The organism is Desmospora activa DSM 45169 (assembly GCF_003046315.1).
GTDB classification, from domain to species: domain Bacteria; phylum Bacillota; class Bacilli; order Thermoactinomycetales; family DSM-45169; genus Desmospora; species Desmospora activa.
This window is the reverse complement of sequence record NZ_PZZP01000001.1, coordinates 842,387-868,170: the sequence shown is the minus strand read 5'-3', so window position 1 is coordinate 868,170 and position 25,784 is coordinate 842,387. Positions and strand designations below refer to the sequence as shown.

At 50.8% G+C, this 25,784-nt stretch carries 23 protein-coding genes and 1 other annotated feature (1 of these 24 cut by a window edge); of the genes, 6 read left to right on the top strand and 17 right to left on the bottom strand.

Translation table 11 applies throughout. The features are described from left to right. The first annotated feature begins 16 nt into the window (after positions 1-16). From C8J48_RS04190 to C8J48_RS18635, 4 genes are all read left to right on the top strand, one after another. Entirely contained in the window at positions 17-550 is a 534-nt protein-coding gene (locus tag C8J48_RS04190) for a GNAT family N-acetyltransferase (RefSeq protein WP_425430471.1), read from the top strand. After that, positions 546-1,910, top strand: coding sequence for a lysine N(6)-hydroxylase/L-ornithine N(5)-oxygenase family protein (locus C8J48_RS04185; protein WP_425430470.1), 1,365 nt, complete (start codon positions 546-548; stop codon positions 1,908-1,910). The genes C8J48_RS04190 and C8J48_RS04185 overlap by 5 nt, the downstream gene beginning before the upstream one ends. Before the next feature lie 5 nt (positions 1,911-1,915). Further along, the gene (locus C8J48_RS04180; protein ID WP_107725095.1) at positions 1,916-3,718 is read left to right on the top strand and encodes an IucA/IucC family protein; all 1,803 of its coding nucleotides are present in this window, start codon (positions 1,916-1,918) and stop codon (positions 3,716-3,718) included. Between the two features lie 194 nt (positions 3,719-3,912). Beyond that, on the top strand, positions 3,913-4,077 hold the full coding sequence (locus C8J48_RS18635) for a hypothetical protein (RefSeq protein ID WP_170105144.1): 165 nt from the start codon (positions 3,913-3,915) through the stop codon (positions 4,075-4,077). Between the two features lie 7 nt (positions 4,078-4,084). On the opposite strand, the gene C8J48_RS04175 is transcribed toward C8J48_RS18635, so the two are convergent. From C8J48_RS04175 to C8J48_RS04120, 12 genes are all read right to left on the bottom strand, one after another. Beyond that, a complete protein-coding gene (locus tag C8J48_RS04175) occupies positions 4,085-4,579 on the bottom strand; it encodes a DinB family protein (RefSeq protein ID WP_107725094.1) in 495 nt (164 codons plus the stop codon). Between the two features lie 106 nt (positions 4,580-4,685). Next, complete coding sequence (locus tag C8J48_RS04170; protein WP_107725093.1) at positions 4,686-5,633, bottom strand: helix-turn-helix transcriptional regulator; 948 nt, start codon at positions 5,631-5,633, stop codon at positions 4,686-4,688. A gap of 111 nt (positions 5,634-5,744) precedes the next feature. Then, positions 5,745-6,539 (bottom strand): septum site-determining protein MinD, encoded by a 795-nt coding sequence (gene minD, locus C8J48_RS04165; RefSeq protein WP_107725092.1) that lies wholly within the window; start codon positions 6,537-6,539, stop codon positions 5,745-5,747. 29 nt (positions 6,540-6,568) lie between these two features. Further along, positions 6,569-7,255, bottom strand: coding sequence for a septum site-determining protein MinC (gene minC / locus C8J48_RS04160; RefSeq protein ID WP_107725091.1), 687 nt, complete (start codon positions 7,253-7,255; stop codon positions 6,569-6,571). 76 nt (positions 7,256-7,331) lie between these two features. Next, entirely contained in the window at positions 7,332-7,856 is a 525-nt protein-coding gene (mreD, locus tag C8J48_RS04155; protein ID WP_107725090.1) for a rod shape-determining protein MreD, read from the bottom strand. Then, positions 7,857-8,729 (bottom strand): rod shape-determining protein MreC, encoded by an 873-nt coding sequence (gene mreC, locus C8J48_RS04150; RefSeq protein WP_107725089.1) that lies wholly within the window; start codon positions 8,727-8,729, stop codon positions 7,857-7,859. 14 nt (positions 8,730-8,743) lie between these two features. Then, the gene (locus tag C8J48_RS04145; RefSeq protein ID WP_107725088.1) at positions 8,744-9,844 is read right to left on the bottom strand and encodes a rod shape-determining protein; all 1,101 of its coding nucleotides are present in this window, start codon (positions 9,842-9,844) and stop codon (positions 8,744-8,746) included. Between the two features lie 73 nt (positions 9,845-9,917). Further along, on the bottom strand, positions 9,918-10,613 hold the full coding sequence (gene radC, locus C8J48_RS04140; RefSeq protein ID WP_281261186.1) for a RadC family protein: 696 nt from the start codon (positions 10,611-10,613) through the stop codon (positions 9,918-9,920). A gap of 62 nt (positions 10,614-10,675) precedes the next feature. After that, on the bottom strand, positions 10,676-11,293 hold the full coding sequence (locus C8J48_RS04135; protein ID WP_107725087.1) for a Maf family protein: 618 nt from the start codon (positions 11,291-11,293) through the stop codon (positions 10,676-10,678). A gap of 243 nt (positions 11,294-11,536) precedes the next feature. After that, entirely contained in the window at positions 11,537-12,643 is a 1,107-nt protein-coding gene (locus tag C8J48_RS04130; protein WP_107725086.1) for a hypothetical protein, read from the bottom strand. Between the two features lie 107 nt (positions 12,644-12,750). Next, positions 12,751-13,398, bottom strand: coding sequence for a prepilin peptidase (locus C8J48_RS04125; RefSeq protein WP_245891176.1), 648 nt, complete (start codon positions 13,396-13,398; stop codon positions 12,751-12,753). Positions 13,399-13,472: 74 nt separating this feature from the next. Beyond that, positions 13,473-15,347, bottom strand: a complete 1,875-nt coding sequence (locus C8J48_RS04120; protein WP_107725084.1) for a terpene cyclase/mutase family protein — start codon at positions 15,345-15,347, stop codon at positions 13,473-13,475. Positions 15,348-15,487: 140 nt separating this feature from the next. Between C8J48_RS04120 and C8J48_RS04115 the strand changes: the two genes are divergently transcribed. Both C8J48_RS04115 and C8J48_RS04110 read left to right on the top strand, forming a co-directional pair. Then, entirely contained in the window at positions 15,488-16,225 is a 738-nt protein-coding gene (locus C8J48_RS04115; RefSeq protein ID WP_107725083.1) for an ABC transporter ATP-binding protein, read from the top strand. Further along, entirely contained in the window at positions 16,222-17,463 is a 1,242-nt protein-coding gene (locus tag C8J48_RS04110) for an ABC transporter permease (RefSeq protein ID WP_107725082.1), read from the top strand. Before C8J48_RS04115 ends, C8J48_RS04110 begins: the two co-directional genes overlap by 4 nt. A 139-nt stretch (positions 17,464-17,602) precedes the next feature. Here the strand turns inward: C8J48_RS04110 and C8J48_RS04105 are convergent, their stop codons facing one another. From C8J48_RS04105 to C8J48_RS04085, 5 genes are all read right to left on the bottom strand, one after another. Continuing rightward, a complete protein-coding gene (locus C8J48_RS04105) occupies positions 17,603-18,241 on the bottom strand; it encodes an SCO family protein (RefSeq protein ID WP_170105140.1) in 639 nt (212 codons plus the stop codon). A 175-nt stretch (positions 18,242-18,416) separates the two neighbouring features. After that, on the bottom strand, positions 18,417-19,931 hold the full coding sequence (locus C8J48_RS04100; protein WP_107725080.1) for a glycine betaine uptake BCCT transporter: 1,515 nt from the start codon (positions 19,929-19,931) through the stop codon (positions 18,417-18,419). A 171-nt stretch (positions 19,932-20,102) separates the two neighbouring features. Next, complete coding sequence (gene murC / locus C8J48_RS04095) at positions 20,103-21,497, bottom strand: UDP-N-acetylmuramate--L-alanine ligase (protein ID WP_107727575.1); 1,395 nt, start codon at positions 21,495-21,497, stop codon at positions 20,103-20,105. Between the two features lie 55 nt (positions 21,498-21,552). Beyond that, complete coding sequence (locus C8J48_RS04090; protein WP_107725079.1) at positions 21,553-22,869, bottom strand: bifunctional folylpolyglutamate synthase/dihydrofolate synthase; 1,317 nt, start codon at positions 22,867-22,869, stop codon at positions 21,553-21,555. Positions 22,870-22,961: 92 nt separating this feature from the next. Further along, positions 22,962-25,619 carry a valine--tRNA ligase gene (locus tag C8J48_RS04085; protein ID WP_107725078.1) on the bottom strand — a complete coding sequence of 886 codons (2,658 nt, stop codon included), beginning with the start codon at positions 25,617-25,619 and terminating at the stop codon, positions 22,962-22,964. Between the two features lie 38 nt (positions 25,620-25,657). Next, positions 25,658-25,784 (bottom strand) — a binding site (T-box leader) (it continues 99 nt past the right edge of the window).

Genomic DNA, 25,784 nt, shown 5'->3' with positions numbered 1-25,784 from the left:
GCGCTTTCACCCCACCATCGGCAAGCGGATCGCCTTTCGTCCCGTGGAGCTGGAGCGAGATCTGGAACGACTTCATCAATGGATGCACCAATTCCATGTGATTCCTTTCTGGGACTTGAATATTCCACTGGATCGCTATCGCAAGCATTTGCAAACCTTTTTGGCCGATACCCACCAATCGTTGCACATCGGTTCTCTCGACGGTGTTCCCATGAGTTATTGGGAAACGTATTGGGCCAAAGACGACATCCTGGGTAAATACTATGACGTCCATCCCGATGATCAAGGCATCCACCTCCTAATCGGTCCCCCTTCGTATCTGGGAAAAGGGTACGCCCTGCCGCTGTTGCAAACGATGACCGCTTGGCTGTTTGAACATCAAGAGACACAAAAAGTAGTGGCGGAACCGGACATCCGCAACGACAAAATGATCCATCTCTTTACCAAGTGCGGGTTCCGTTTTCAACAGGAAATCCAATTGCCGGACAAGCGGGCGGCCTTGATGTTCTGCTACCGCGACACGTTTGTAGGGAGTGGTACTTATGATTGATCGACAACGCGAGCAGGAAACGGTTTTCGATCTGATCGGCGTCGGCATCGGCCCTTTTAACTTAAGTCTAGCCGCCATGTTAAAAGCGGCTCCGGAGATCGACGCCTTGTTTTTGGAGCAAAAGTCCTGTTTTTCCTGGCATCCCGGATTGTTGCTGGAAGGGACCACGTTGCAAGTTCCCTTTTTAGCCGACTTGGTTACCATGGCCGATCCCACCAGCCCATACAGCTTCATCAACTACTTAAAGGAGCAGCGACGTCTCTACCACTTTTACTTCCTGGAGCGCTTCCACATCCCTAGGCGGGAGTATGATCATTATTGTCGCTGGGTGTCAGAACAGCTACACACCTGCCGCTTTGGACAAAAAGTGGTTGACATCGAATGGATCAACGCCGGAGAAGAAAGCCACTACCGCGTAGAAGCGGTCAACATCCAAACCAAAATCCACACCATCTATCGCGCCCGAAATCTGGTACTGGGTGTCGGTAGCGTACCCCAGGTAAATCCGCGTTTTGCTCATTTGCCCACGATAGATGTGTTTCATTCTGCTCATTTTTTGGATCGCTGGGAACGTTGTCGACAGGCTCACTCTATTACCGTCGTCGGCTCCGGCCAGAGCGCCGCCGAAGTCTTTTACACCTTGTTACAGCAGCAGGAAGAGCACGGCTATCGCCTCGACTGGTTTACCCGCTCTCCCGGCTTTTTCCCAATGGAGTACTCCAAATTGGGATTGGAACATTTTTCACCGGATTATATCCGCCATTTTCACTCGCTGACACAACAACAACGGGATACCACGTTGGCCAAACAGGATCTGCTTTACAAAGGAATCAGCGCTTCCACCATCAGCGACATCTACGAACTTCTGTATGAACGAACCGTCGGCGGACGCCCGCTTCCCGCCCGTTTGTTGTCTCACACCGCCATTGAAACGATTGAGCGCATCGACGACGGTGAAGGACGCTATCGACTCCAATGCCAGCACCGGGATCACCCTGAGCTCTTTTTCCATGAGACAGATGTGGTGATCCTGGCTACCGGCTATGCACACCGGATTCCGGATTGCATCACCAACCTACGCCCCTTGATTCAGTGGGACGATAACGAGCGATATATCATCAATGCCGACTACCGGTTGAATTTAAACATCAAGACGGACAACCACATCTACATCCAAAACGGCGATCTGCACACCCACGGCGTCGGCGCTCCCGATCTGGGCTTAGGTGCCCATCGCAACGCCGTCATCATCAACTCCTTAGCCGGGCGGGAAGTCTACCCTGTTTTTGAACGCAATGTCTTTCAACAATTTGGTCGATCCAAACAAACCAGCCCCGATAAAATTTCTGTGAGAGGATGAATGGAATGAACGAACCCTCGTTGTCCACCGTCTTCAACCCCGATTGTTGGAAAACCATTTCCCGTCAACTGCTTACCAAAATGATCGCAGCGTTTACCTATGAAGAAATCATCTTTCCACAACCGGCGGAAGCAAATAAAAAACGAACGGAATACACCTTGCCTCTGGGCGGTATCACCTATTCTTTTACAGCGGAAAAACGCATGTTTGACGGCATTCATGTCTTTGCGGAGACGATTCGGCGCGAAGAGAACGGTCGCACTGAAGCAGCAGTCGATCCCATCCGCTTTCTCTTGGATCTTCAGGGGGTTATCGAAATTTCCCCTGAGACAGCAGGGCACTTGATTCGCGAATACCAGCACACCCTGATGGCAGACGCCCATATTTTAGCGAAAAAACAACAACAAAAAACGGACCTCACCCAACTGGATTACGCCGAATTGGAAGGGGAGATGGAAGGCCATCCCTGGATCACTTACAACAAAGGGCGGATTGGGTTTAGTTATCGCGACTATCGTGCTTACGCGCCGGAGCAACAACAGCCGATTCAATTGGATTGGATCGCCGTCAAACGGGAGCGGGCGGAATTCCATACCGTTGACACAGTAGATGGCGACCGTTTGTTGCAACAGGAACTGGGTGAGAAAACGATGTTTCGTTTTCGGCAACAGCTGCTCGATGAACAAGTCAACCCGGAGGATTATTGGTTGATGCCCATCCATGAATGGCAGTGGGATCATTTTATCCTTCCGCTGTTCGCCGAAGACCTGGCACTCAAAAACATCATCCCCTTGGGAAAGGGAGAAGACCGATACCTGCCGCAACAATCGATCCGTACCTTTGTCAATACCTCTCATCGCAACAAGCATTATGTGAAATTGCCGATGAGTATTCTCAACACCCTAGTCTATCGAGGGCTGCCCAGTGAGCGGACGGTATTGGCACCAGCGATTACTCAGTATATCAAAGACATCTATCACCGCGATCCTTTTCTGCATGAGGAATGCCGGGTGATCCTGCCGGGAGAAATCGCCAGCCTCAATGTGGATCACCCTGCTTACGCCAACCTTCCCGGTGCACCGTATCAGTATCTGGAAATGTTGGGCTGCATCTGGCGGGAAAGCATCTATTCCTATCTGGATGAAGGGGAAAAACCGATCACCTTAGCTGCACTCCTGCACCAAGACGGTAGTGGCACTCCATTGATCCTACAGCTGGTGGAAAAATCGGGATTGGAACTGGAAGAATGGCTTTCACGTCTGTTTGCCACTCTCTTACCACCGCTTTTACATTATTTGTACCAGTATGGGGTCGTCTTTTCTCCCCATGGACAAAACACGATATTGGTATTGAAAGATTTCGCTCCTCATCGTCTGGCCGTCAAAGATTTTGTCGACGATGTCAATGTCAGCGATCAACCCTTGCCGGAGCTAGCTGATTTATCGCCCGATTTAAAAGCGGTGCTGCGGAGCGAACCGCCGGAAGGTTTGTGCCAATTTATCTTTACCGGGCTATTTGTCTGCCATTTCCGCTATCTGTCCGATTTATTGGAAACACATACCCACTATCCGGAAACCGCCTTCTGGTCTCAGGTTCGGGCAACCATCCTTCACTATCAACAGCGCTTTCCACAACTACAGGAACGCTTTACCTTGTTTGATCTCTTACGGCCACAGTTTACGAAACTCTGCTTAAATCGTAACCGCATGCTGGATTACGGATACGCCGATGACAGCGACCGACCCCATGCCTCGGAATATGGAAAAGTAACCAACCCGTTGGCCGAACCGGCGGGAGTCAAATTCTAGCGTAACCGATTTTTACAAAACGAAAGGTGGCGGTCGGACGCTAAAACGAAAATAGTACAGTCCCACCGTCCAACGATGGGAAGTATTCCAAGCAGTCCCCTCTAAGCACCAGTATCTCTATTTGCTATTGCCCGTATTGGTTGATGCGGGCTTTTTTCACAACCCCTGATCACCTGCTTAAAGGAGTTACTCAGATGGATCGCTCCATTCAACCGCCACTGTCGCCACCCTTGTGGTCCCGTACGTTCTCGTTAATCTGCCTAACCAATTTTCTCCTCTTTGCCAACTTTCAGCTCCTCCTCTCTCCCTTGCCTCTGTTTGCCCACGAGAAATCCGTGGAACCTTTTCCACGGATTTAACTTGAAATCATAGATGTTGCGGATAAAGATCGTACATATTTACCTCATAGTTGAGTTGCTTCAAGTAATTGAAAAGCTGAGCCCGATGGTGAAAAAGATGGGTAACGGTTTCCATCAGCCAGCTCGCTTGTGTCATGCCTTTATCCAGATAAAACGGCTTCGTTTCTTTGCTTAAAAATTGATCATCCGATAGCGCAGTCATATATGCTTTAAAAGCATGGTATCCCTCGTTCATCGCCGTCACCATTTGATCCGGTGATTCTAGCTCATATTTCCGCTCGATTTCAGCAACTTCTTCTTGGCTTTTTTCTTGCATAATAGTTAGGTCGGTCTCGGGAATGGATATCAGGTGCCACACCAATTCTTTTACACTGCGCATATTGTCAGTGGGACGGTAATCCCAATCCTCCGCTTTCACTTTTTGCAGCAGATTGCCCGTCGACTGAATACCAACTTTCATTTCGTGCAGAAGCACGTTGCGCAATGTGTTTACAGCATCCATATGCTTCATCCTTTCTTGTTTGGGTCATATTCAATGTAACATTGAACCATGACAGATTCTGTCATGGTTCAAGAAATAAACGATACGATTCGATCGGTATCATTGATTAGCGATACAAACGTGCCATCGCTGATATTTTTCGTCTAATATGCAGAATCGCTTCAGAAGGTTCCTTTATAGTCGCGTCTGTGCCGAAGCCCCATAATAAATCGGCAAAATAAGTGATTTCCGTTTTCGGAATTTGCGTATTGATCCATCCCGTTCCATCATCGCGTATTCGGATCATCCGCCTTAAGTCCAGATCCGATTTTGCACGGCGGACCCCTTCCAGCGTCAAATCCACTTTGAAAAGAACCGGATTTATCACATCCCGCTCCGACCATTTGATCCAATCACGAATGGAACGATAGGGTAAATCCCGTTTCTTTTCTGATGACACCCGTTTTGCAAATTGAATACGGTCGGCTCGAAACAGGCGAAAGGATTCCCGTTTTAAACAATAGGCTGGGCAGTACCAAAAGCCGTTATAGCTGTACAGACCGATCGGTTGGATCGTTCTCTCGGAAATCCCCTCAGAACCGTCATAATGAATCAGGGTCGCCCCTTGCTCAATGGCCGTCTCCAAAATCACATTTAAATAATCGGATGATTGAACACGACTCGGGTTCCAGAAAACAACGCGTTCTTTCATCCTGTCAATACGCTTTTGGATATCTTCCGGCAAGTGCTGGTAAAACTTTTTTAAAGCCATGTCCGTTTCCGCTTGAAAAGGCAACGCACCAAAAAATTGCAGCGAATGGTAAGCCAAAAACATGGCAACCGCTTCTGACTCCTTAAAAAAGATGGGCGGCAACATGCGGTCATGTAACAAATAGTAACCGCCGTTGGCGCCCACCTCCGAATATAAAGGCACCCCTAGTGCACTCAGTTCGTCTAAATCACGAAGAATCGTCCGGTAAGAGACACCAAATTCTTGCGCTAACTCTCGCGCAGTAAACTTTTGTTTGGCGTTAATCGTCATCATCAGCTCAAACAAGCGTTGCGTCTTTGCCATACGAACACTCCGACTTCTTTTTTTGCTATTATAGCATTTTCTTTCCATACATCGAAAATCGTCCCTATGTACAAAGGGTCCGGGATATAGGTATCCCGGACCCTACTTCATTCACGCAAATCCCAGCCACTTTTTCATCTTGGCCATGATCTTCTTTTCTTTATCCAATACCAAGAGTGGAACCACTTCTCCCTGAATACGGCGGGTAATATTGCGATAAGCCTTGGCTGCTAAGCTCTTGTTATGTAAAACAATCGGCTCTCCCCGATTGCCGCTGCGAATGATTTCTTCATCATCAGGTACAACGCCGAGAAGATCGATCGATAGCACCGATACCACTTCATCGACGTCCATCATCCCGCCTTCTTTTACCATTTGGGTGCGCAGACGGTTGATAAGCAGCTTGGGACTGCCCACTTTCTCCTTCTCCAACAGCCCAATTACTCGGTCTGCATCGCGGATAGCCGCATTCTCCGGCGTTGTCACCACAATGGCGCGGTCCGCACCAGACACCGCATTTTTAAATCCCATCTCAATCCCGGCAGGACAATCGATAATCACATAATCGAAGGTTTCCTTGAGTTCCGCTGTTAACCAACGCAGCTGTCGTGCGTCCAAAGCGGTTTTATCTTTGGTCTGGGCAGCAGGCAGTAAATACAATTCTTCACAACGTTTATCCTTGATCAGGGCTTGTTTCACCCCGCACTTTTTTTCCACCACATCAATGAGATCGTATACGATCCGGTTCTCCAGACCCATCAAAACATCCAGATTTCGCAGTCCGATATCGGTGTCCACCAGACACACTTTTTTACCGGCCAAGGCCAACCCGGTTCCAATGTTGGCCGATGTCGTTGATTTGCCGACACCGCCCTTGCCGGAAGTGATTACAATGGATTCCCCCACTCTCTGCCCTCCTCCCCCAGGGTCGATCCTTAACCGCTTCGATTCATGAATCGACTCTCTTTCCATTCCAGATCAGGGCGAATCCGATTAAGATGATGCATGCGGTCGACGGCGATTTGACCGTTGAGCAAATAAGCGAAGTTCATCCCCTCAGTCTCTCCCTCATCCCATTCATCCGGCGGTCGGGAGACCACATTGGCGATCCGTAGTTGGGTCGGCTTCAGGACGGAAGCAGCAATAATCGCCTGCTCATCCCCCTCTCCGCCGGCATGGGCCAATCCCCGGAGGGAACCGAGCACATAGATGCTTCCCGTTGAGCGAACACACCCTCCCGGATTAATATCTCCCAACAGTAGTAAATCGCCTCGATGCTCCAGCACTTGCCCGGAACGCACCGTTCCTGTCAGCAGTTGGATTCCTTGGTTCTCTTCAATAAGGTAAGGCTTACCATCCACAGTTTCAATCGAAGAGATGATCAGATTTTTGCGGATCGCAAACAGCTGTCGGATCTCCCTTTCCTCATCTCGAGTGATTTGGCGGCTGCCCAACTTAATGTGTACATGTGTATCCGGCCCATCCCAGATTCTAGCGGAATTCTCCAATTTATATTTTAATTCGCTTAATATCTCGGAAAAGGGACGTGATTCATTCAACAGGAAAAGAAGCCCGTTTTTCGTTCCTTTGATGGTTACTCTCGGCTTCATCACTTTCCCCATGGTTCCTCACCCCGTCTCAAATATGATTTCAACACCAACCCGCCAATTCCTTCCCCACGACGGACGGCCCGTGCATTCAATCAAACAGCACGGATCGGGGGTGATAGCGATGATAAATCCATTGGATGCTCTTATAAATGGGAAAAGCGACTACCATATTTAACAACGCTGACGGCAGGATGTGATAAAGAAAGGCTTCTTCCCATCCGATCCGTGTAAGGTCGAATAAACGGAACCAGGCGTAACTGATCAATAAGTGAAACAACTGGCCCACTCCTGTAGCCAACAAGGCTACAGTCGGACCGGACAGAAATTGCCGCGAAGTTTGACCGATAAGATAGCCGACTGCTGCCGTACTAAAGGCATAGATGCCAATCGCTTGACCATAGACCAAATCTTGAAGCAAACCAAAGCTAAAACCATACACAAGCCCTTCCCGTCGACCGCGATACAATGAAAGGATAATAATACCGCTTACGACCAGCTGCGGAATCCAAACAAGTTGACTTCCCCACGCTTGCGGCACCAACATCTGAAAAACAGTTCCTTCCAACAAAAAAAGAAAGGAGAGGAGACCGATGAGGAACCAAATTACCATCATTCAATCCCCTCCATCTTCTGTTTGCTGCTCATCTGACGTTTTTTGGTGTTCCCACAGTTGGATTTTTTGGGGATCCCGAACCACCATCACAAAATCGAGTTGTTCAAAGCGAGCCGCAGGTTTAATGGATACCATTTGGTCTACCCCAAAATCACCGGCGGAGACTTGATCCACCGTACCCACCAACAATCCGCCGGAATAAATATCAGACATCTCCGATGTTATCACCAGTTGTCCCTTCTCCAGCTTTTTTTGCGAAGAGATCTTTTTCATGAGCAATCGCTGTTTCTTTGCATCATATCCTTCGATTAAGCCAAAGGCCGCTTCATCTCCCGTTTGGATATGTGCGGCGATTCCAGGACCGCTGTCCGAATCGGTCAACAGCTCAACATCAGCCATATGTTTGGTGACCACCTGGACCCGTCCAATCAACCCTTCATGGGTAATAACCGGCATATCTTTCTCCACTCCGTCGGCGGTCCCCCGGTTGATCACCACTCGGTTGTTCCAACGGTTGGGACTGCGGGAAACCACTTTAGCTGTGATCAAATCCACATCGGTGTCATCGATATAATCGGCAACTTCCTTTAGCTCTTTATTCTCCTGTTGTAGGTGTTCTATTTCCGCCTGTAGTTGCAGTTCACTTTCGCTCGGCTGATCTTGTGCTTCGGAAGCTTGATTCCACCAATCGCTCATGGCAAAAGTAGGTTTGCTGATCAACCCCTGGAGCCAAGCGACCGATGTTTTGACCACTGCTTCCGGCCATGTTACCTGATCACGCTCGCCACGGGTAATTCCAGCTGCAACGGTCAGCAAAATCACGGCCAATAAAAATAGAAATAGGCGCCGGTTGGCAAACAATCGGAAAAACATAGGCGCTCACCTTCTCACAGCCGTCGTCCGGAAGGTTTGGACGAGCCCATGCCAGAGGTAAACAGATGGATGTTTTCCAAAGCTTGTCCCGTTCCGATCGCCACACAGTCCAGCGCGTTTTCCGCTACCACCACCGGCATTTGCGTCTCCTCAGATAAACACTGATCCAGGTTGCGCAGCAACGCCCCGCCCCCAGTTAAGACAATCCCCCGATCCATGATATCAGCGGCCAATTCAGGAGGCGTTTGTTCCAATGTAAGCTTGACCGAATCGATAATAGCGCTTACCGTATCCGATAATGCTTCAGCAATCTCTTTTGAGGTGATCTGGATGGTTTTAGGCAGTCCGGAGATTAGATCGCGTCCGCGAATATCACGGGTGATCTCTTCGTTATCCGACATGGCCGACCCAACCTCCAACTTCAGGTTTTCCGCCGTCCGCTCTCCGATCATCAAGTTATACTGGCGCTTAATATATTTGATAATGGCGACATCCATTTCATCTCCGGCCACACGCAACGATTTAGCAGTAACGATCCCACCCAGTGAGATGACGGCCACTTCCGTCGTCCCGCCACCGATATCCACCACCATACTGCCCGTCGGTTCCCACACCGGTAAACCGGCACCGATCGCGGCCGCAAACGGCTCTTCAATCGTGTGCGCTTCTTTTGCTCCCGCTTGACGGGTCGCTTCTTCCACCGCCCGCTTCTCTACAGCCGTTACGCCGTATGGAACACAAACCATCACATTGGGGCGGCGTGGAATATACACCCGTTGCGTCTGTGCTTTCTTAATAAAATATTCCAACATCGTCGCCGTCGTATTGTAATCGGCGATCACTCCATCCTTCATCGGTCGACGAGCCACGATATTGCTTGGTGTCCGACCAATCATCCTTTTCGCTTCTTCGCCGACCGCCATGATATCTTGACTGCTGGTCTCCAGGGCGACGACGGAAGGCTCCCGGACTACGATGCCGTGACCTTTGAGATATACCAGAGTGTTGGCGGTACCCAAATCGATACCCATATCCCGGGTAAATCCTCCAAAACGTTGGAAAATGGTCTGTGTTTCCCCATCGCTGCTCCCTTTGCTTCCAAACCAAAGTCGCATCTCCCGCTCAGCCCTTCTGCTTATAAAGTAGTGATCCAGTGCCCCTTCGTTGAGGAGCACAAGTCATTCGTATTTAAACAGGCAACATCCCTTTTTCTTTCATACTATAAAATCGGTTGTCTCCGATAATGATATGATCCAATAGTTCAATTCCCAATAACTGACCCGCTTCATACAGGCGTTCTGTCACATGAACGTCTTCGCGGCTAGGTGTGGGATCGCCGCTGGGATGGTTGTGAATACAGATGACACCAGCGGAGCTTTTTTTGATCGCCTCCCGAAATACTTCCCTGGGGTGGACGACCGATGCATTTAAGGTACCGACATAGATACACTTTTTATCAATCACCACATTTTTGGTGTTTAAAAACAGACAAACAAAATGTTCCTGGGAAAGATACCGCATTTCATCCATACAAGCTTCCGCAGCATCCCGCGGCGATCGAATCGCAACCCGTTCTCCAGGCACGGCGCGAAAAACTCTTCGTCCCAGTTCAATACCCGCCAACAGTTGAACCGCTTTGGCCGGTCCTATCCCTCGAATTTGCGTCAATTCGCGTAAATCCGCCTGTGCCAATCCTTTTAGTCCATCCATTTGGGATAAGATCCGACTGGCCAGATGGAGCGCAGACTCAGCAGAAGTGCCTGTCCGCAACAAAATCGCCACCAATTCCGCATTGGCTAAAGACGGGGGCCCTACTTGCAGCATACGCTCCCGCGGTCGTTCCTCTTCCGGCACATCGCGGATCAACAAAGATTCTCGTTCCAATTCCACTGCCTCCTTATGTTATTCCGGTTCATAAGGAGGCTCTCGTTGATCACACTGTGGGGTCAGACCTTACGCTCCGGAGAAAATGACCGGGTCATCATCGGGTAATCCAGCTGTTTGAGCATGTCGTACAATAACGGAAGAGATAAACCTACCACATTGGTGTAGCAACCGTCGATCCAATCCACCCAGATGGAGCCGATGCCCTGAAGGCCGTATGCCCCAGCTTTATCCAATGGTTCCCGGGTGGAGACATACCAACGGATTTCGTCGGTGGTCATATTGCGCACCATCACTTCGGTCACCCGATGGTCGATCAGTCGACGTGAAACTTTTCCCCCATCCATCTCCACCAGAGCGATACCCGTATAAACTTGATGCGCCCGCCCCTGTAAGCGTTCCAACATACGGCAGGCATCTTCTTCATCGACCGGTTTTCCCAAAATCTTTCCCTCTAATGAGACGACGGTATCTGATCCAATCACCACGGCTTGATGCCGGGTATGAGCCACCGCCAACGCTTTTTTGGCAGCAAGGATCTCCACCAATTCCCCTGGGGAGGGATTACCGGGTACATCTTCCGTCACCCAACTGGGATGGACGGAAAAAGGAACGCCCAAGGAACGAAGGAGTTCCCTTCGTCGCGGAGACCCGGAAGCGAGTACCAATTCCGGCTGCATGGGGGCCCCGACCTCCTATCCGTTTGCACATTGAAAAAGAGAAATCTTTCCTTAAACTCATTCACAGTCGGGAAGATCATTCATTCATGATCGGTAATTAGTGTAAAAAACAGACCCTGTGAGAAGTTCAGCGAACTCCACGGGGCCACCGTCCACCTTGCCGGACTATGGGGGGTGGACATCGCTCGATATATCTCAAGTTTAGCAAAATCGACATGCCGGAACAAGAAACAATCCAGGTTTCTATCGGACAGCAGCCACAAATTTTTCGTAAGCAAGGGCATATCGAATTAATCCTTCCTGAATTTGCCATAACATGGACTCTTCCGGGCTGTTTACATTGGCCTGCCCACTCTGTACGACCTGATCCAGAGACTGCATCATTTGGATAAACGGATCACGCGCTTTTTGCGGAAGATCGTTCTCCATTCCTTTTGCCAGCGATGAAACCTTTTTTGAGGATTGTTCCACGTCTTTCCACACCGGTTGTAATGAACGCTCACCGCCGGCGAGACCTTGACTGGTCCGCTTTGCCACCAAGGCATAGATCCGATGGCCTTCCTTCACCACGGGGGCAATACTCTCTTCCATCACTTCCTTATTTTTTTCAGACAATGACAGTGTCGTCTCTTTCACCTGATGCTCTTTCAGGATGACGGTCTGCCCATTTTCCTTATAAAAAGAAGCCAGCGCTGCAGCGTCGTCTTTTTCCGTTCCGATTCCCAGCAACAATCGATGGGGGGAATCGGCGGACATGACTGCAGCCCAGCCTTCACTTCGCAGTTGGTGCACGGCCTGTTCGCCTCCTGCTTTTTCCTGATACGTCCCGCCTTGCACCATGATCCCCGACAGTGCAGGAAGCTTAAGGGTAGCGGTTTTTTGTTCCTCTTTTTCCGCTGTCTTCTGTTGGGATGGTTCCGCTTCATTGGGTGTAGTGGGGAGGTGAGAGTCGATACTGCGGGTAGAAATATCCGATTCGCTCGAAAAAAACAGAGAGAGTACCAGAAAACCCATCAATGTCCCCAACAACACCGCCCCTACAATAGACAGGATCACCGATCGCACCGTTTTTTTATCGGGTAATCCTTTATACGAATAAGGTTTTCCCCACTCCACACTCTCTTCCCTTTCCATTCCCCACACCCATGGAGCATCAGATTCATCGGGTGGATTCTTATCTTCTAAGGTAGTCGGAACCGCCAGCTTGTCCGCGTCTAGCTTCTTTTTGGCGCCTGTCACTTCTTCACCCTTCACTTCTCTTGACACCGTATCCGCTTGTTGATCCCCGATCTGCACGGTAGGAGAGCGTCCCCCCTGATGAAAGCGAATCGTAATCCGTTTCTTCTCCATATGATCGTCTCCTTCTCTCAATTCATCCATAGTTCATCTATATGGGTTGCTAGTTTGATATAGAACTGAAAGTCAGAGCGATCGCATGGAGAAAAGATCCTTTTTCATCATCTTCCCAATAGTGAGAGATACCAACTCGCCAACACTTCCCCTGACCAAAAAGCGATAAAAAAGCCAAGGGCTAAATGTGGGCCGAAGGGAATCGGCGTTTTTCCCGTCACCTGTCGCCTCCCCCATAGCCACAATGCCGTCAAGCCGCCACTGACAATCGCCAAGGCCAAACCGACACCCAATCCGGGCCACCCTAAGGCAAAACCGGCAGCACCTGCCATTTTTACATCTCCACCACCCATGCCCCCACCACTTAACAAAGAAATCAGTCCCAACAGAATGAATCCGGCGATGGCAGCCATCAACAACGACAGCAATTCCTCACCGCGAATCCCTTGTACACACAAAAAAACAACAGCCCCAACCCCATTTAAGCGATCAGGGATCACCCCTCTCATCCAATCGGTCCACACCACCAGTAACAAAAAGAAGAGAAAGGTGAGTCCCAATAACCACTCCCCCGGCTCTGTCGCCCACCAAACCATCGCAACCGCCCCTGAGGAGACACCGATTTTCCCCACCATTTCCCCCTGGCGACGTTCCTGCGAGGTGAGCACCGATTCCCGCAAAAACCACCCTCCAACCAACGGCAACCAGCGCCCCATCCACCATCCAGCTACAGCCGTCGCCACCGTGATCCCCATCCACAAAAACCATTCACCTCCATCTATCCCTTCAACTACCATTATACTGATTTTGGAGAGTGGATGGATCAGACTTATGATCCGTATTTTTTTTCATATCGACCCAGCACCGCCAAGGGCCAGACATAACGATAACTGTGATAATGAAAATAAACGTGCCCCGCCAAACCAGCTCCAGTGGGATAAGTGGTATGCTCCCCCTTTTCTTCCACCATTTCTACCAAACGTTGAACCCCAGCGCGAATGGGGGCGATGGGTCGGTCATGGTAGGCGATCAATGCGTCCAACGCCCATGCTGTTTGCGATGGCGTGCTCCATTGTAGTGGAATATATCTTCCTTCCTGATCGCTGCGACAAGATTCTCCCCATCCTCCATCCGATTGTTGCACCGTTATCAACCACTTGACTCCCTTGGATACCGCCGGATGGGTGACAGGGCAACCGACAGCGGCCATTCCGGTTAATGCGGCCCAAGTTCCGTAGAGATAGGTAATTCCCCAACGGCCAAACCAACACCCCTCCGGCCGCTGTTCCCGCTCCAAAAACCGAATCGCTTGCTCAACCGCTGGCTGCCCCACTCTCCATCCGCGAAACCGACCAAAAAAAGCGAGGGTCCGCCCGGTTAGATCAGGAGTGGAGGGATCGGTTGCCCCCGGTTGCAGATCTGACGGCAACAATAGGCGCGGCCAACGTTTATCCGTATTCTTTTCAAATGCAGGCCAACCACCATCCCGGTTTTGCATACTGGCCAACCAGCGTGCTCCCCGTTCCCATGGTCCTTTACTCGTGGGGTCCACAGTAAGACTGGCAGCCAACACGCGCAAGCTGGCGGAAGTATCGTCAACATCAGGGTTGATCGTATTGATATCGGAAAAGCCCCATCCCCCTGCGGGAATGCCCGGATTTTTTATCGCCCAGTCACCCAAGCGCTGCTGTTGCCGCGACAACAGATATTTTCGCCCGCGAGTCATCGCCGCATCGTCCGGAGACAGACCCGCTTCGCCCATCGCATCCATCAGTAGAGCCGTATCCCATACTACCGATGTCGTCTCTTGCATATGAATCCCCTCAGGGACCGTAATGGCAAACGGCCGCAATCCCCGTATCGCCTGAACGATCCAGGGGTGGGAAGGAGACAAACCCAACCCCAACCAGGCAAACACCATCAAAACGGTACCAGTTAAAAAACTGTACAAGGTTCCGTCCACTTCGGTACGGTTTCGCATAAAGGTAACTGCCTTGGCCAATGCCAACCGATTCCCCGCGCTGCCAGAAAGCTCCGGCGGCAGGGCTTTATAAATTTGTCGCCGCAATGTTTGTACCTGTTCCGTAGCGGTTGTCGGCTCCCCCCACCCGCTCAACTCATGCAGTCCTCGGGGAAGGCGACGAACCACGCGCAGATGAGAAGTAACCATGATCGGGGCCAAGTGACAACGGGCAAAGCCGACCAGATCAAAGAAATTGATGGGAAACCACCACGGCAGCAACATAAATTTTAAAGGTAGCCGTGGGATGTGACGCCAATCCAACAACCCCACCAAACTTAACATCACCTTGGTCAGTGAACCTGCTTTTCCGATCCCTCCCTGGGAACGGACAATTTCCCGCGCCCGCTGCACCAACGGCCCCTGCGGTGACTCCTCTCCAGTCGCCATCAGCGCTACCGCCGCTTCCACCGTGGCAGTAAGATTGGGTAACGGCTCATCGACGTATACGCGCCACCCTCCATCTCCATCGATATGGGAGCGAATTCGCTCCACCAGTCCCGCGCGCAGCCTTTCCTCCCGCCAACCCAACACTTCCATCAATAGCAAGGTATACGAATCCGTCATCGGTGCAGTCGTCTCAAAGGGAAACACCCAACCTCCGTCCTGACGCTGTTTGGGTAGTACCTCATCCAACAACCGTTCCCGTGCCGCCTGCACAGCGCCCATCCCCCACTGATCCATGGCCTTCCCTCCTCATCAACACCATATGGGCGGACACTCGCAAGCAGAAGCAAAAAATAGCCACCCGCCAACCTGGACAGTGGCCCTCACCTGGGCTAAGATGACAAGGACGGCACGAAAACCGGAACGGAAGCGAGGGAATGTTTTTGCTGAAGGTGCAAGATTTGACGGGTGGTTATGCCCCCCACCAACCTGTGATCTTTGATATCGACTTCACTGTGAAGCCCGGCGAGATGGTCGGACTGATCGGTTTAAACGGTGCAGGCAAAAGCACCACCATTAAACATATTCTCGGATATCTGCGCCCCCACTCGGGCGCTATCACCTTCCAGGGCAAGAGCATGGCAGAGAACCCGATGGGTTTTCGGCGAGAAATCGCATATATCGCGGAAACACCTTATCTCTATCCTGAACTTACTTTGGAGGAACATCTGGAGCTAACGGCAATGGCCTACCACTTGGATTCCGAATGGCGCCAACGCATGGAGGCGCTGTTGGAAGAGTTTCAGATGGCCAAGCGACGCCAGTGGTATCCCAGCACCTTCTCCAAAGGGATGCGGCAAAAAGTAATGATCCTGTGTGCTCTCCTGGTACGCCCTTCCCTCTTGATCGTGGATGAACCCTTTGTGGGACTGGACCCCTTGGCGATTCATTCGCTGTTGGAACAATTGACAACTCTAAAGCGGGAAGGAACGGCTATCCTTTTGTCTACCCATGTGTTGGCGACAGCAGAAAAACACGCACAACGATTTGTATTGCTAAAGGAGGGGCGGATCGCCCTCAACGGCACTCTGGAGGCGATGCGAACACAAGCCGGGCTTCCCCATGCCAGCTTGGACGAGTTATTTGTGCACACGGTCAAAGGGGAACGCGCATGAAGGATTTCAATCAACTGTTTCAACATCGCCGCAAAGCGGCCTATCAAAAAGGGAGCCGCTACGCCATCGCCATTGCACGCACACTTAACCTTTTTCCGGCGCTGTTCGCCATTCTGCTTCTCGTTTTATACCGCAAACTGCTGCAAGAATGGCTTCCCCCCGACTTTCCGGTAGCATGGGTGTTAGCAGCCATTTTGACCGCGGTGCTGTCCTTTATCCGCTTTCGCACCTATTTTCAGCCAGCTGATCCATTCTTCCTGGCTCCAGATCCCTCCACTGTCAGTCGGTATATGCAGCGGGCATTTACCTACAATGCAATCATCCAGTGTCTGATTGTGCTGGCATGGATGATCGTGTTATCACCCCTGTTTATTCAACGATTGGGAGATGGAGTCGCCTGGGTGATGGCAGTCGTCGTGTTGCTCACATTTAAAGTGTTTAACCTGTGGCTGCGTTTCCATGAATTGCTTGCAGAACGGCCCCATTGGACCGATTCTGTAATCCGGTGGGGAACCAATGCTTTCATCACTATCTGGCTGTTCCATGGCCAATTTTTTGGTCTCCCGTTGCTGGTCACCCTTGTGTGGATCGGACTTCTAATCGCCTATCAGCGACGGCGTCAACCGCCGCGGGGCTACTTTTCATGGCAGCGACTGGTAGCGGAGGAGTCGGCCACTGTTGCCCGCTATTATCGTCTCGCCAGCCAATTTATCGATGTTCCGCAGGTGGGAAATGAGGTCCGGATCCGCCGGGGATGGCAGTGGCTCAACCGCTTTCCTGCCCGACGCCGGGAAAATACCTACTTCTATCTCTATCAGCGAACCTTTCTACGCTACCGCGAACCATTTGGTGTCACGCTCCGACTCACCATTATGACTGGAATCGCCTTGGTGTTGACGGAATCGCTCCCCCTGTTGGCAGTCTGCCTTTATTTCCTGGGGTTGTGGATGACAGCTGTTCAACTCCCCTGGATCCGGCGTATTCACCGCTTCCAGCCCTGGTTTCGGTTATATCCCTTGCCTGAACAGCAAAAAACCGGGGACTTATCCCGGCTGGTGTGGGGGATTCTCTTAGTGGAGAGTACCGTGACACTGCTGCTGCCCGCAGCAACTTGGACCGATCCCTTCCCCCTGTTACTACTGCTGCTAGTCGGCGGTTGGATCTTCGCCACCGTCTTCGCCTTGTGGCGCATCCCCCGCCAAAACCGAAGGCGCAAAGTGGTTCCCACCTCACGCTAAGGTGCCATCCGTTAATTTCTCTCTCAACGATAAAAACCAGCTTCTCCCCAATGGAGAACTGGTTTTTATCGATTAAAGCGATGGAACTGCTGTTAGTGATTGATGGAGTGAAGTTCGGCCATTTAAATGACATAAAAATTCAGGACGAGATTTCCCGAATATCCTTTACCATTTGATCGATATCCGGATCCATCCCATCATATCGTTCATATACCTTCCCCTCGGGGTTGACAAGAAAGAAGGAAACCGGATGATTGATTTGAAGCGGTTTGTCCTCTTCATCTTGCACCCGTTTGATATCCCCTTTAAAGCCTTCCCGGGCGAAAGATTCAATCGTCTCCTGATCATAACCGCTTAAAAAACGCCAGTTGTCAAGGCTGAGATCATAGTTCCCGGCAAATTTTTTCAGCATCTCCGGCTGATCATGCTCAGGATCAACACTAAAGGAGATAATCTCCACATCTACTCCCTGTTCCTTCAGTTCCTGCTGCACGTTGGTCATATTAGCCGTCATCGGTGGGCAGACATCAGGGCACCGGGTAAAAATAAAGTCCGCTAGCCATACCTTCCCTTTTAGGTCTTCCAGCGTAACTTCTGTTCCATTCTGATCCACCGCCGCAAATGGCGGCACTTCCCAATTGAGCGGCTCTGCTTGTTCCGTTTGCTGTTCGTCCTGTGGCTGTCCCTGCTCGTTTGTGCCCGTGCAAGCGGCCATAAAAACAGTCAAAATCAACAGAAGCACCACTACTTCTATCCGTCTGTCCATCCATTTAACCATGTTTGTCATCCCCAAATAAGGAATTCGAAATCACCTTCGTCTCTCAGTGTAAACCAACCACCCCTCCGATGAAACGTCTACACAGAGGCTGTCACAAAAGGTTGCGGTTTTAACTTGTTCCATCAAAAAAAGCCGTTCCCCGGACAATACCGGGTGAACGGCTTTTTTTGAGCGATCATACCGCTTTTGCACGTTTAGGAGCTTTTTTCTCCTTTTTTAAGGAGACGAAGAGGGAAACTCCCATGCCGATTAATACAAAGGTGAAGGGAAAAGCAGCGATAATAGCAGCTGTCTGTAAACCAGACAAACCACCGGAAATCAGTAGAACTGCCGCTGCCGCAGACTGAATGAAGCCCCAGGTCAGCTTAACGGAATTGGGCGGATTAAGACTGCCGTTGGTAGTCTGCATCCCCAATACAAAAGTGGCGGAATCTGCCGATGTGATGAAGAATGTGCTGATCAAGAGAATCGCCAATAGGGAAAGGATCGTTCCCAGCGGCAAGGTTTCAAACAAGCTGAACAACGCTACTTCTGTTCCCAGGTTGCCCATGGTTTCAACAAGACCGGCATTGTCAAACATATCTGCGTGCAATCCGGCCCCACCCATAGCGGAAAACCAGATTGCGCTAAACAGTGTGGGTACCGCCAATACACCGAGAATAAATTCCCGGATGGTACGACCACGGGAAACCCGTGCAATAAACGTTCCCACAAACGGCGACCAGGAGATCCACCACGCCCAATAAAAGATGGTCCAGTCCTGAGTCCAAGCAGCTCGTTGGGTGTTTTCAAAAGGAGTGATCTGCAAGCTCATCTGTACCAGTTGCTGCAAATACCCTCCCAGTGTTGTGGTAAAAAGGTTAGCCATAAATAAGGTAGGACCCGTAATGATCAAAAATAGCAACAGCGCGACAGCCAAAACAATGTTTATGTTGCTGAGATACATAATGCCTTTATTTAAGCCCGACCATGCAGAGATCATGAACAATACCGTCACGATCGCGATAATCACCAACTGCGTGGATACCGTGTTTTCAATCGGAGCAAACAGGAAAGAGGCACCTGCAGCAATTTGGGCTGCGCCGAGGCCAAGGGAGGTTGCCACTCCAAACACCGTAGCAAATACGGCCAGGACATCGATCGTCTTTCCAATCGGACCGTTTACCCGTTCGCCTAGAAGGGGGTAAAAAGTAGAACTGATCAATCCGGGGGCATCCTTACGGAACTTAAAATATGCCAAAGCCAACGCGATTAATGTATAAATAGCCCAAGGATGGAATCCCCAATGGAATAAGGTATAGCGCAGTGAATTGACCGCATCCTGCTGTGTCCCCCCTTCACCAGTGGGAGGGCTGGCAAAATGACTCAACGGCTCCGCCACTCCCCAAAACACCAGACCGATTCCCATACCAGCACTAAACAACATGGCAAACCAGGTGATAAAAGGATACTCCGGCTCCTCATCGTCCTTACCCAATTTAATGTTCCCAAAACGAGTAAACACCAGAGTGACGATAAAAACCAATATACCCGTAGCTGCCAACAAGTAAAACCAGCCGAATTTGGTTTGTAAGAAGCCTTGAACAGCGCTTGCACTCTTCTCCAACTGATCCGGCATCAACGCTCCCCAAATCAAAAACAACAACGCAATGATGACTGAGCTTCCAAATACGCTTTTTGATACTTTCACAAAAACCCACCTTTATTAGAAATTGATATACAACGTTTTTTAATTCCCTGTTCATGATAAACCAAACATCCCACAACAATTTCGTATGATTAGGATGGATGGAGAAAACTTCCTTTATACTGTAAGTCTTAAAAAAAGGGGAGAGCCCATCTGGTGGATGGGCTATTCCCATTAAGTTAAGTTGGCTTTCTTCCTGCGCTTCTGCAAAGCAGGCACCAGATTATGTGCCACTCGCCAGATATCCCCGGCCCCCATCGTAATCACCAGATCACCAGGACGAGCCTGCTCCAACAGCCACTCCTCCACCTCCTCCTTCGTATCGCGGAATTGGGCATAGGGGTTGCTGTTTTGTCTCACCATTTCCACCAACCGTTCCGAAGAAACCCCATCAATCGGAGGCTCCCCCGGTGGGGAATAAATACTGCTGATAACCAGTTGATCCGCTTCAGCAAAAGCGTGGCTAAATTCCTCCATCAACAGATGAGTACGGGAATACCGCTGTGGTTGGAAGACAGCCAAAATGCGCCGATTCATCGCTTTTAGGCCGTTTAAGGTAGCGCGGATCTCAGTGGGGTGATGGGCGTAATCATCCACCACTAAAATATCATCCTCTTCCCCGATCACTTGAAAACGTCGCTTCGCTCCACGAAAGCGCACCATTCCTTCCGCAATCGCGGAAAAGGGCATACCCGCTTCTAAACAGACAGCCGTCGTCGCCAAAGCGTTTGCTACGTTGTGACGTCCGGGTACATGGATCGTCATCTCCCCCAGCTCTTTTCCATAGGCATGTACGGTAAACGTAAGTGTATTTAGATGTTGCCGAATATCCGTCGCCGTCACATCAGCAGGACAGTCCAATGCATATGTGACCACGCGAGCATTGCAATCACTGGCAATTTCCCGTACATAAGCATCGTCCCAGCCCAAAACCGCCACGCCGTCCGTTTTCACCTGATGAAGAAATTGACGGTAAGCTTGTTTTAAATTCTCAAAATCCCCTTCATAATTTTCCAAGTGATCCGGCTCAATATTGGTGACAACAGCGATATGAGGGAAATATTCCAGGAAGGTGCCATCGCTCTCATCCGCCTCAGCCACAACCCAGTCGCTGGACCCCGCTTTCGCATTACTGCCTAAGCTGACCACTTCTCCGCCGATGATATAAGACGGATCAACCGCTCCTTCTTCCATTGTCTGAGCGATCATGGATGAAGTGGTGGTTTTCCCGTGGGCACCGGCAACAGCTACCCCTTTTTTATCATTCAACAGCAACGCTAACATCTGGGAACGGTGGTATACCGGAATTCCTTGTTCCCGTGCCGCTTTCCGCTCCACATTATGTTCAGGAATGCTGGAGGAGTACACCACACGATCAGCGTGATTCACAAGGGCACCATCATGCCCCAGATAAATCTCTGCCCCTTTTTCCACTAACGCCTCTGTCAGTTTGTTGGAGGAGACATCTGATCCCGTCACACGGTACCCCATCTCCAACAACACCCGCGCGATGGCACTCATGCCGTATCCACCAATTCCAATAAAATGAATATGTTCGTTCTTCTGAATCAATCCGTTCACCTGCTTTCAAAAACAATAAAATGGCTGCTATCGGGTCTTGCCTTTAAGTAAATAACCGTCGCACTTCCGACACCAAGAATAGACTGCCGGTTACCAAAATCAGATCACCTTTTCCCGCCTTCACTTGCAGCGTCTCCAATGCCTGATCGGGATAAGGTACCTGTGTGGGTACAATGTCTGGACGCACCTGTTCCACCAGCCTACCCAACCGGTTGCCGGACATGGCGCGGGGATGATCCACCTGTGTGACGGTCACGGTATCCGCCAGGGAAAGAAGCGGATAAAGAATACCGGTGGCGTCTTTATCCTCCAACACGGCGACCAACAGATGGAGTCGTTCATATGTATATGGAGCGAGGGCTTGTGCCAACGCTGTTGCCGCTCCCGGATTGTGCGCGCAATCCAGTAATACCCGTGGATGGTGGCTCACTGTTTCTAAGCGACCGGGCCAGTTTGTCGCCGCCAACCCTTCCCGGATATCGGTATCGGTCATCACCGACGCATAATATTGGCGCAACAACTCCAGTGTCATCAAGGCGGTTGCCCCGTTTTGTACCTGATGTTTTCCACAGAGCGGCGTCATCAACCCCTTCAGCTCCCGAAACGGACCTGTAAAATCAAATGTTTCACCGCTGTCCCGACTCCCCCTTGGGATTCCATGGAAATCTTGTCCCGCCAAGTAAAGACGGCTTTGCTTTTCTGTGGCCGTATCGATGATCACTCGACGTGCTTCAACCTCATCAACGGCAGTCACAACCGGTGTACCCGCCTTGATAATGCCCGCCTTTTCCGCAGCAATCTGGCCAATCGTCTCTCCCAAAAATTCCTGGTGATCTTTTGCCACTGTCGTAATCACCGATACCAATGGATGCACTACATTCGTGGAATCATAACGGCCTCCCATTCCTGTCTCCAATACGACAAACCAAGGAACGGCCTCTTTGGCAAAATAATGGATCGCCACCAAGGTCCAAAACTCAAACGGTGTCGGACGACCCACCCCCGCCTCTTCCATCTCGTCGATCAACGGAACAAGCGTGTTGGCCCAGTGTACAAACGATGCTTCCGCTATCGGCTCCCCGTCCATCTGAATCCGTTCGCTCCAATGATGAAGGTATGGGGAAATAAACATCCCGGTCGGATAGCCGGCCCGCTGTAATACCGAAGCGATCATCGCCGCTGTGGAGCCTTTGCCGTTGGTGCCAGCCACATGAATCACTTTTAACCGACGTTCCGGATGACCCGTTCGTTCCAATATCCATTCCATACGGGATAAACCCGGATGGATTCCGGGAGAGCAGCCCGTTTCCATCCATTGCAGCACGTCTGCTGCCGTTTTAAACAACGTTGCGTCAGCCATCTTGTTCGTTCCTTTCTTTTAACCATCAAGCAAACGCCTCTTTTATCATAACAAAAAAAGAGGGAACAGACAGGAATCCCTGTCTGCTTCCATCATTCACTTTTTTGAAGCTCCGCCAGTCGTGCCGCTACTTTTTCCCGTTTTTCCCGATATTCTTCTCCTTTTTTCCGCTCTTCTTCTACGATATGGGCGGGTGCTTTCTCGACGAATTTAGCATTGGCCAGTTTTCCTTCCACCCGTTTCACTTCTTTGTCCCACTTGTTCCATTCCGCTTTCAGCCTGGTAATCGTCTGTTCGACATCGATCAAGCCTTCCAAAGGCAGAAACAGTTCCGCTCCGGTTACAACAGCGGACATGGCCCGAGCCGGCCGTTTGAGATCGGGGGAAGCTTCCATCCGCCCGACACCGCTAAGACGATGAATGGCCGCTTCGTTGCGACGGAAAATGGCGAGAATCGCTTCCTCCCCTTTTACCAGTAAGTCCACTTCCTTTTTCGGCGGGACCTCCATTTCTGCGCGGATATTGCGAATTAGACGGATCGCTTCGATGAGAAGCTCCATCTCCTTTACGGCTTCCGGCGCTTCATAGGCGGCATCCGGTTGTGGCCAGGCGGCAACGGTGATACTTTCTCCTTTAGTGGGGAGATGTTGCCAAATCTCCTCCGTGATAAAAGGCATAAAGGGATGCAACAGCCGCAGGGATTGATCCAACACATACACCAGCACTGCCCGAGTAACCCGCTTTGCCTCCGCATCATCACCATAGAGAGGAAGTTTTGCCCATTCGATGTACCAATCACATAAATCATCCCAGATAAAACGGTATAACGTTTGACCCGCTTCACCCAAATCGTAACGATTGAGATGACGGGTCACTTCAGCCGCTGTTTGGTTGAGTCGATGCAAAATCCAGCGATCCGCCGTGGAAAACGGTCCCTTTAACGCCAATTCCTCCGCCTTAACACCCTCCAGATGCATCAGGGCAAAGCGGGAAGCGTTCCAAATCTTATTGGCAAAGTTACGGGCCGTCTCCACCCGCTCCCAGCGGAAACGTTGGTCGTTGCCTGCTGTAAAGCCTGTCATCAGCATAAAGCGCATGGCATCGGTTCCATATTTATCGATCACTTCCATCGGATCGACGCCGTTACCCAGGGATTTGGACATTTTCCGCCCCTCGGCATCCCGTACCAACCCGGTGATCAATACATCTTGATACGGCTTCTCATCGATAAACTCCAAGGCGGTAAAAATCATACGAGCCACCCAGAAATAAATGATATCGTAGCCGGTGACCAACACATCCGTCGGGTAATACCGCTTCAGATCCGCTGTATCATCCGGCCAGCCCAAGGTGGAAAAAGGCCATAGGGCAGAGCTAAACCAGGTATCCAGCACATCTTCGTCCTGGGCAAGACGGCTGCTTCCACATTGTGAACATGTGGTGGGATCGTGGCGATCGACAGTGACGGCGCCACAGTCGTCGCAATACCAAGCGGGAATGCGATGTCCCCACCACAGCTGTCGCGAAATACACCAATCGCGAATGTTTTCGATCCAGTGCAGATACGTTTTTTCAAATCGATCCGGGACAAAGCGGACCCCTTCTCCGGAACGGGTATCCGTAATTGCCCGCTCCGCCAATGGCTTCATCTTGACAAACCATTGCGTCGACAGATACGGTTCTACCACGGCACCGGTACGCTCGCTGTGGCCGACGGAGTGAACGTGGGTCTCCACCTCAACCAAGGTACCTGCTTCCTGCAGATCTTTTACGATCCGTTTGCGACACTCAAATCGATCCAATCCTTGATAGGGACCTGCTTGTTCATTCATGGTCCCCGTTTCATCCATCACCAGGATCTGCGGCAGCTGATGACGCTCCCCAATCTCAAAGTCGTTGGGATCGTGCGCCGGCGTAATCTTAACGGCTCCACTGCCAAACTCCGGATCCACATGTTCATCCGCCACAATCGGAATCTCCCGTCCTATGATGGGTAACACCACTTTTTTACCCACCAGGTGACGATAACGTTCATCTTGCGGATGAACCGCCACGGCCGTATCCCCCAACATCGTCTCCGGCCGGGTGGTCGCCACACGAATATGGCCGCTTCCGTCTTTAAGGGGATACTCCATATGATAAAGTTTGCCATCTACTTCTTTGTAGATCACTTCAATATCGGAGAGAGCGGTGCGCGCTTGTGGATCCCAGTTGATAATATACTTGCCGCGGTAAATCAAGCCTTTCTCATACAGGCGTACAAACACTTCCCGCACCGCCTGGGATAGCCCCTCATCCAGGGTAAACCGCTCCCGGGAATAGTCAACCGATACACCGATATTCCGCCATTGCTGATGAATAACGGAAGCGTAGTGCTCTTTCCACTCCCACACTTGTTGCAAAAACTTCTCCCGCCCCAGCTCATGCCGGTTCAACCCTTCTTCGCGCAAACGGGCTTCCACCTTGGATTGGGTGGCGATACCGGCATGATCCATTCCCGGCAGCCACAAGGCATCATAACCCGCCATCCGTTTCCAGCGGATCAGTACATCTTGCAGGGTGTTGTTTAAGGCGTGGCCCATATGCAGATTGCCGGTTACATTGGGCGGCGGAATGACAATCGTATACGGTTTTTTCTGCGGATCCTTCCCTGCTTGAAAAAAGCCACCCTCTAACCAATAACTGTACCATTTCTTCTCCGCCTCCTGCGGATTGTACGCAGAAGGCATCTTTGTCGGTTCCGTTGCCATGGACATCCTCCTTCAGCAAATAAAAAAAGCCCTCGTCCGAAAAGGACGGAAGACTCCGCGGTACCACCTTTATTCATCATGGGGCCGTATATAAGCCCGCCGATGCACTCAATCCCGTAACGACGGGCCCGGTCCGCCCTACTCCCGTTTCAGGCGGACAGCTCC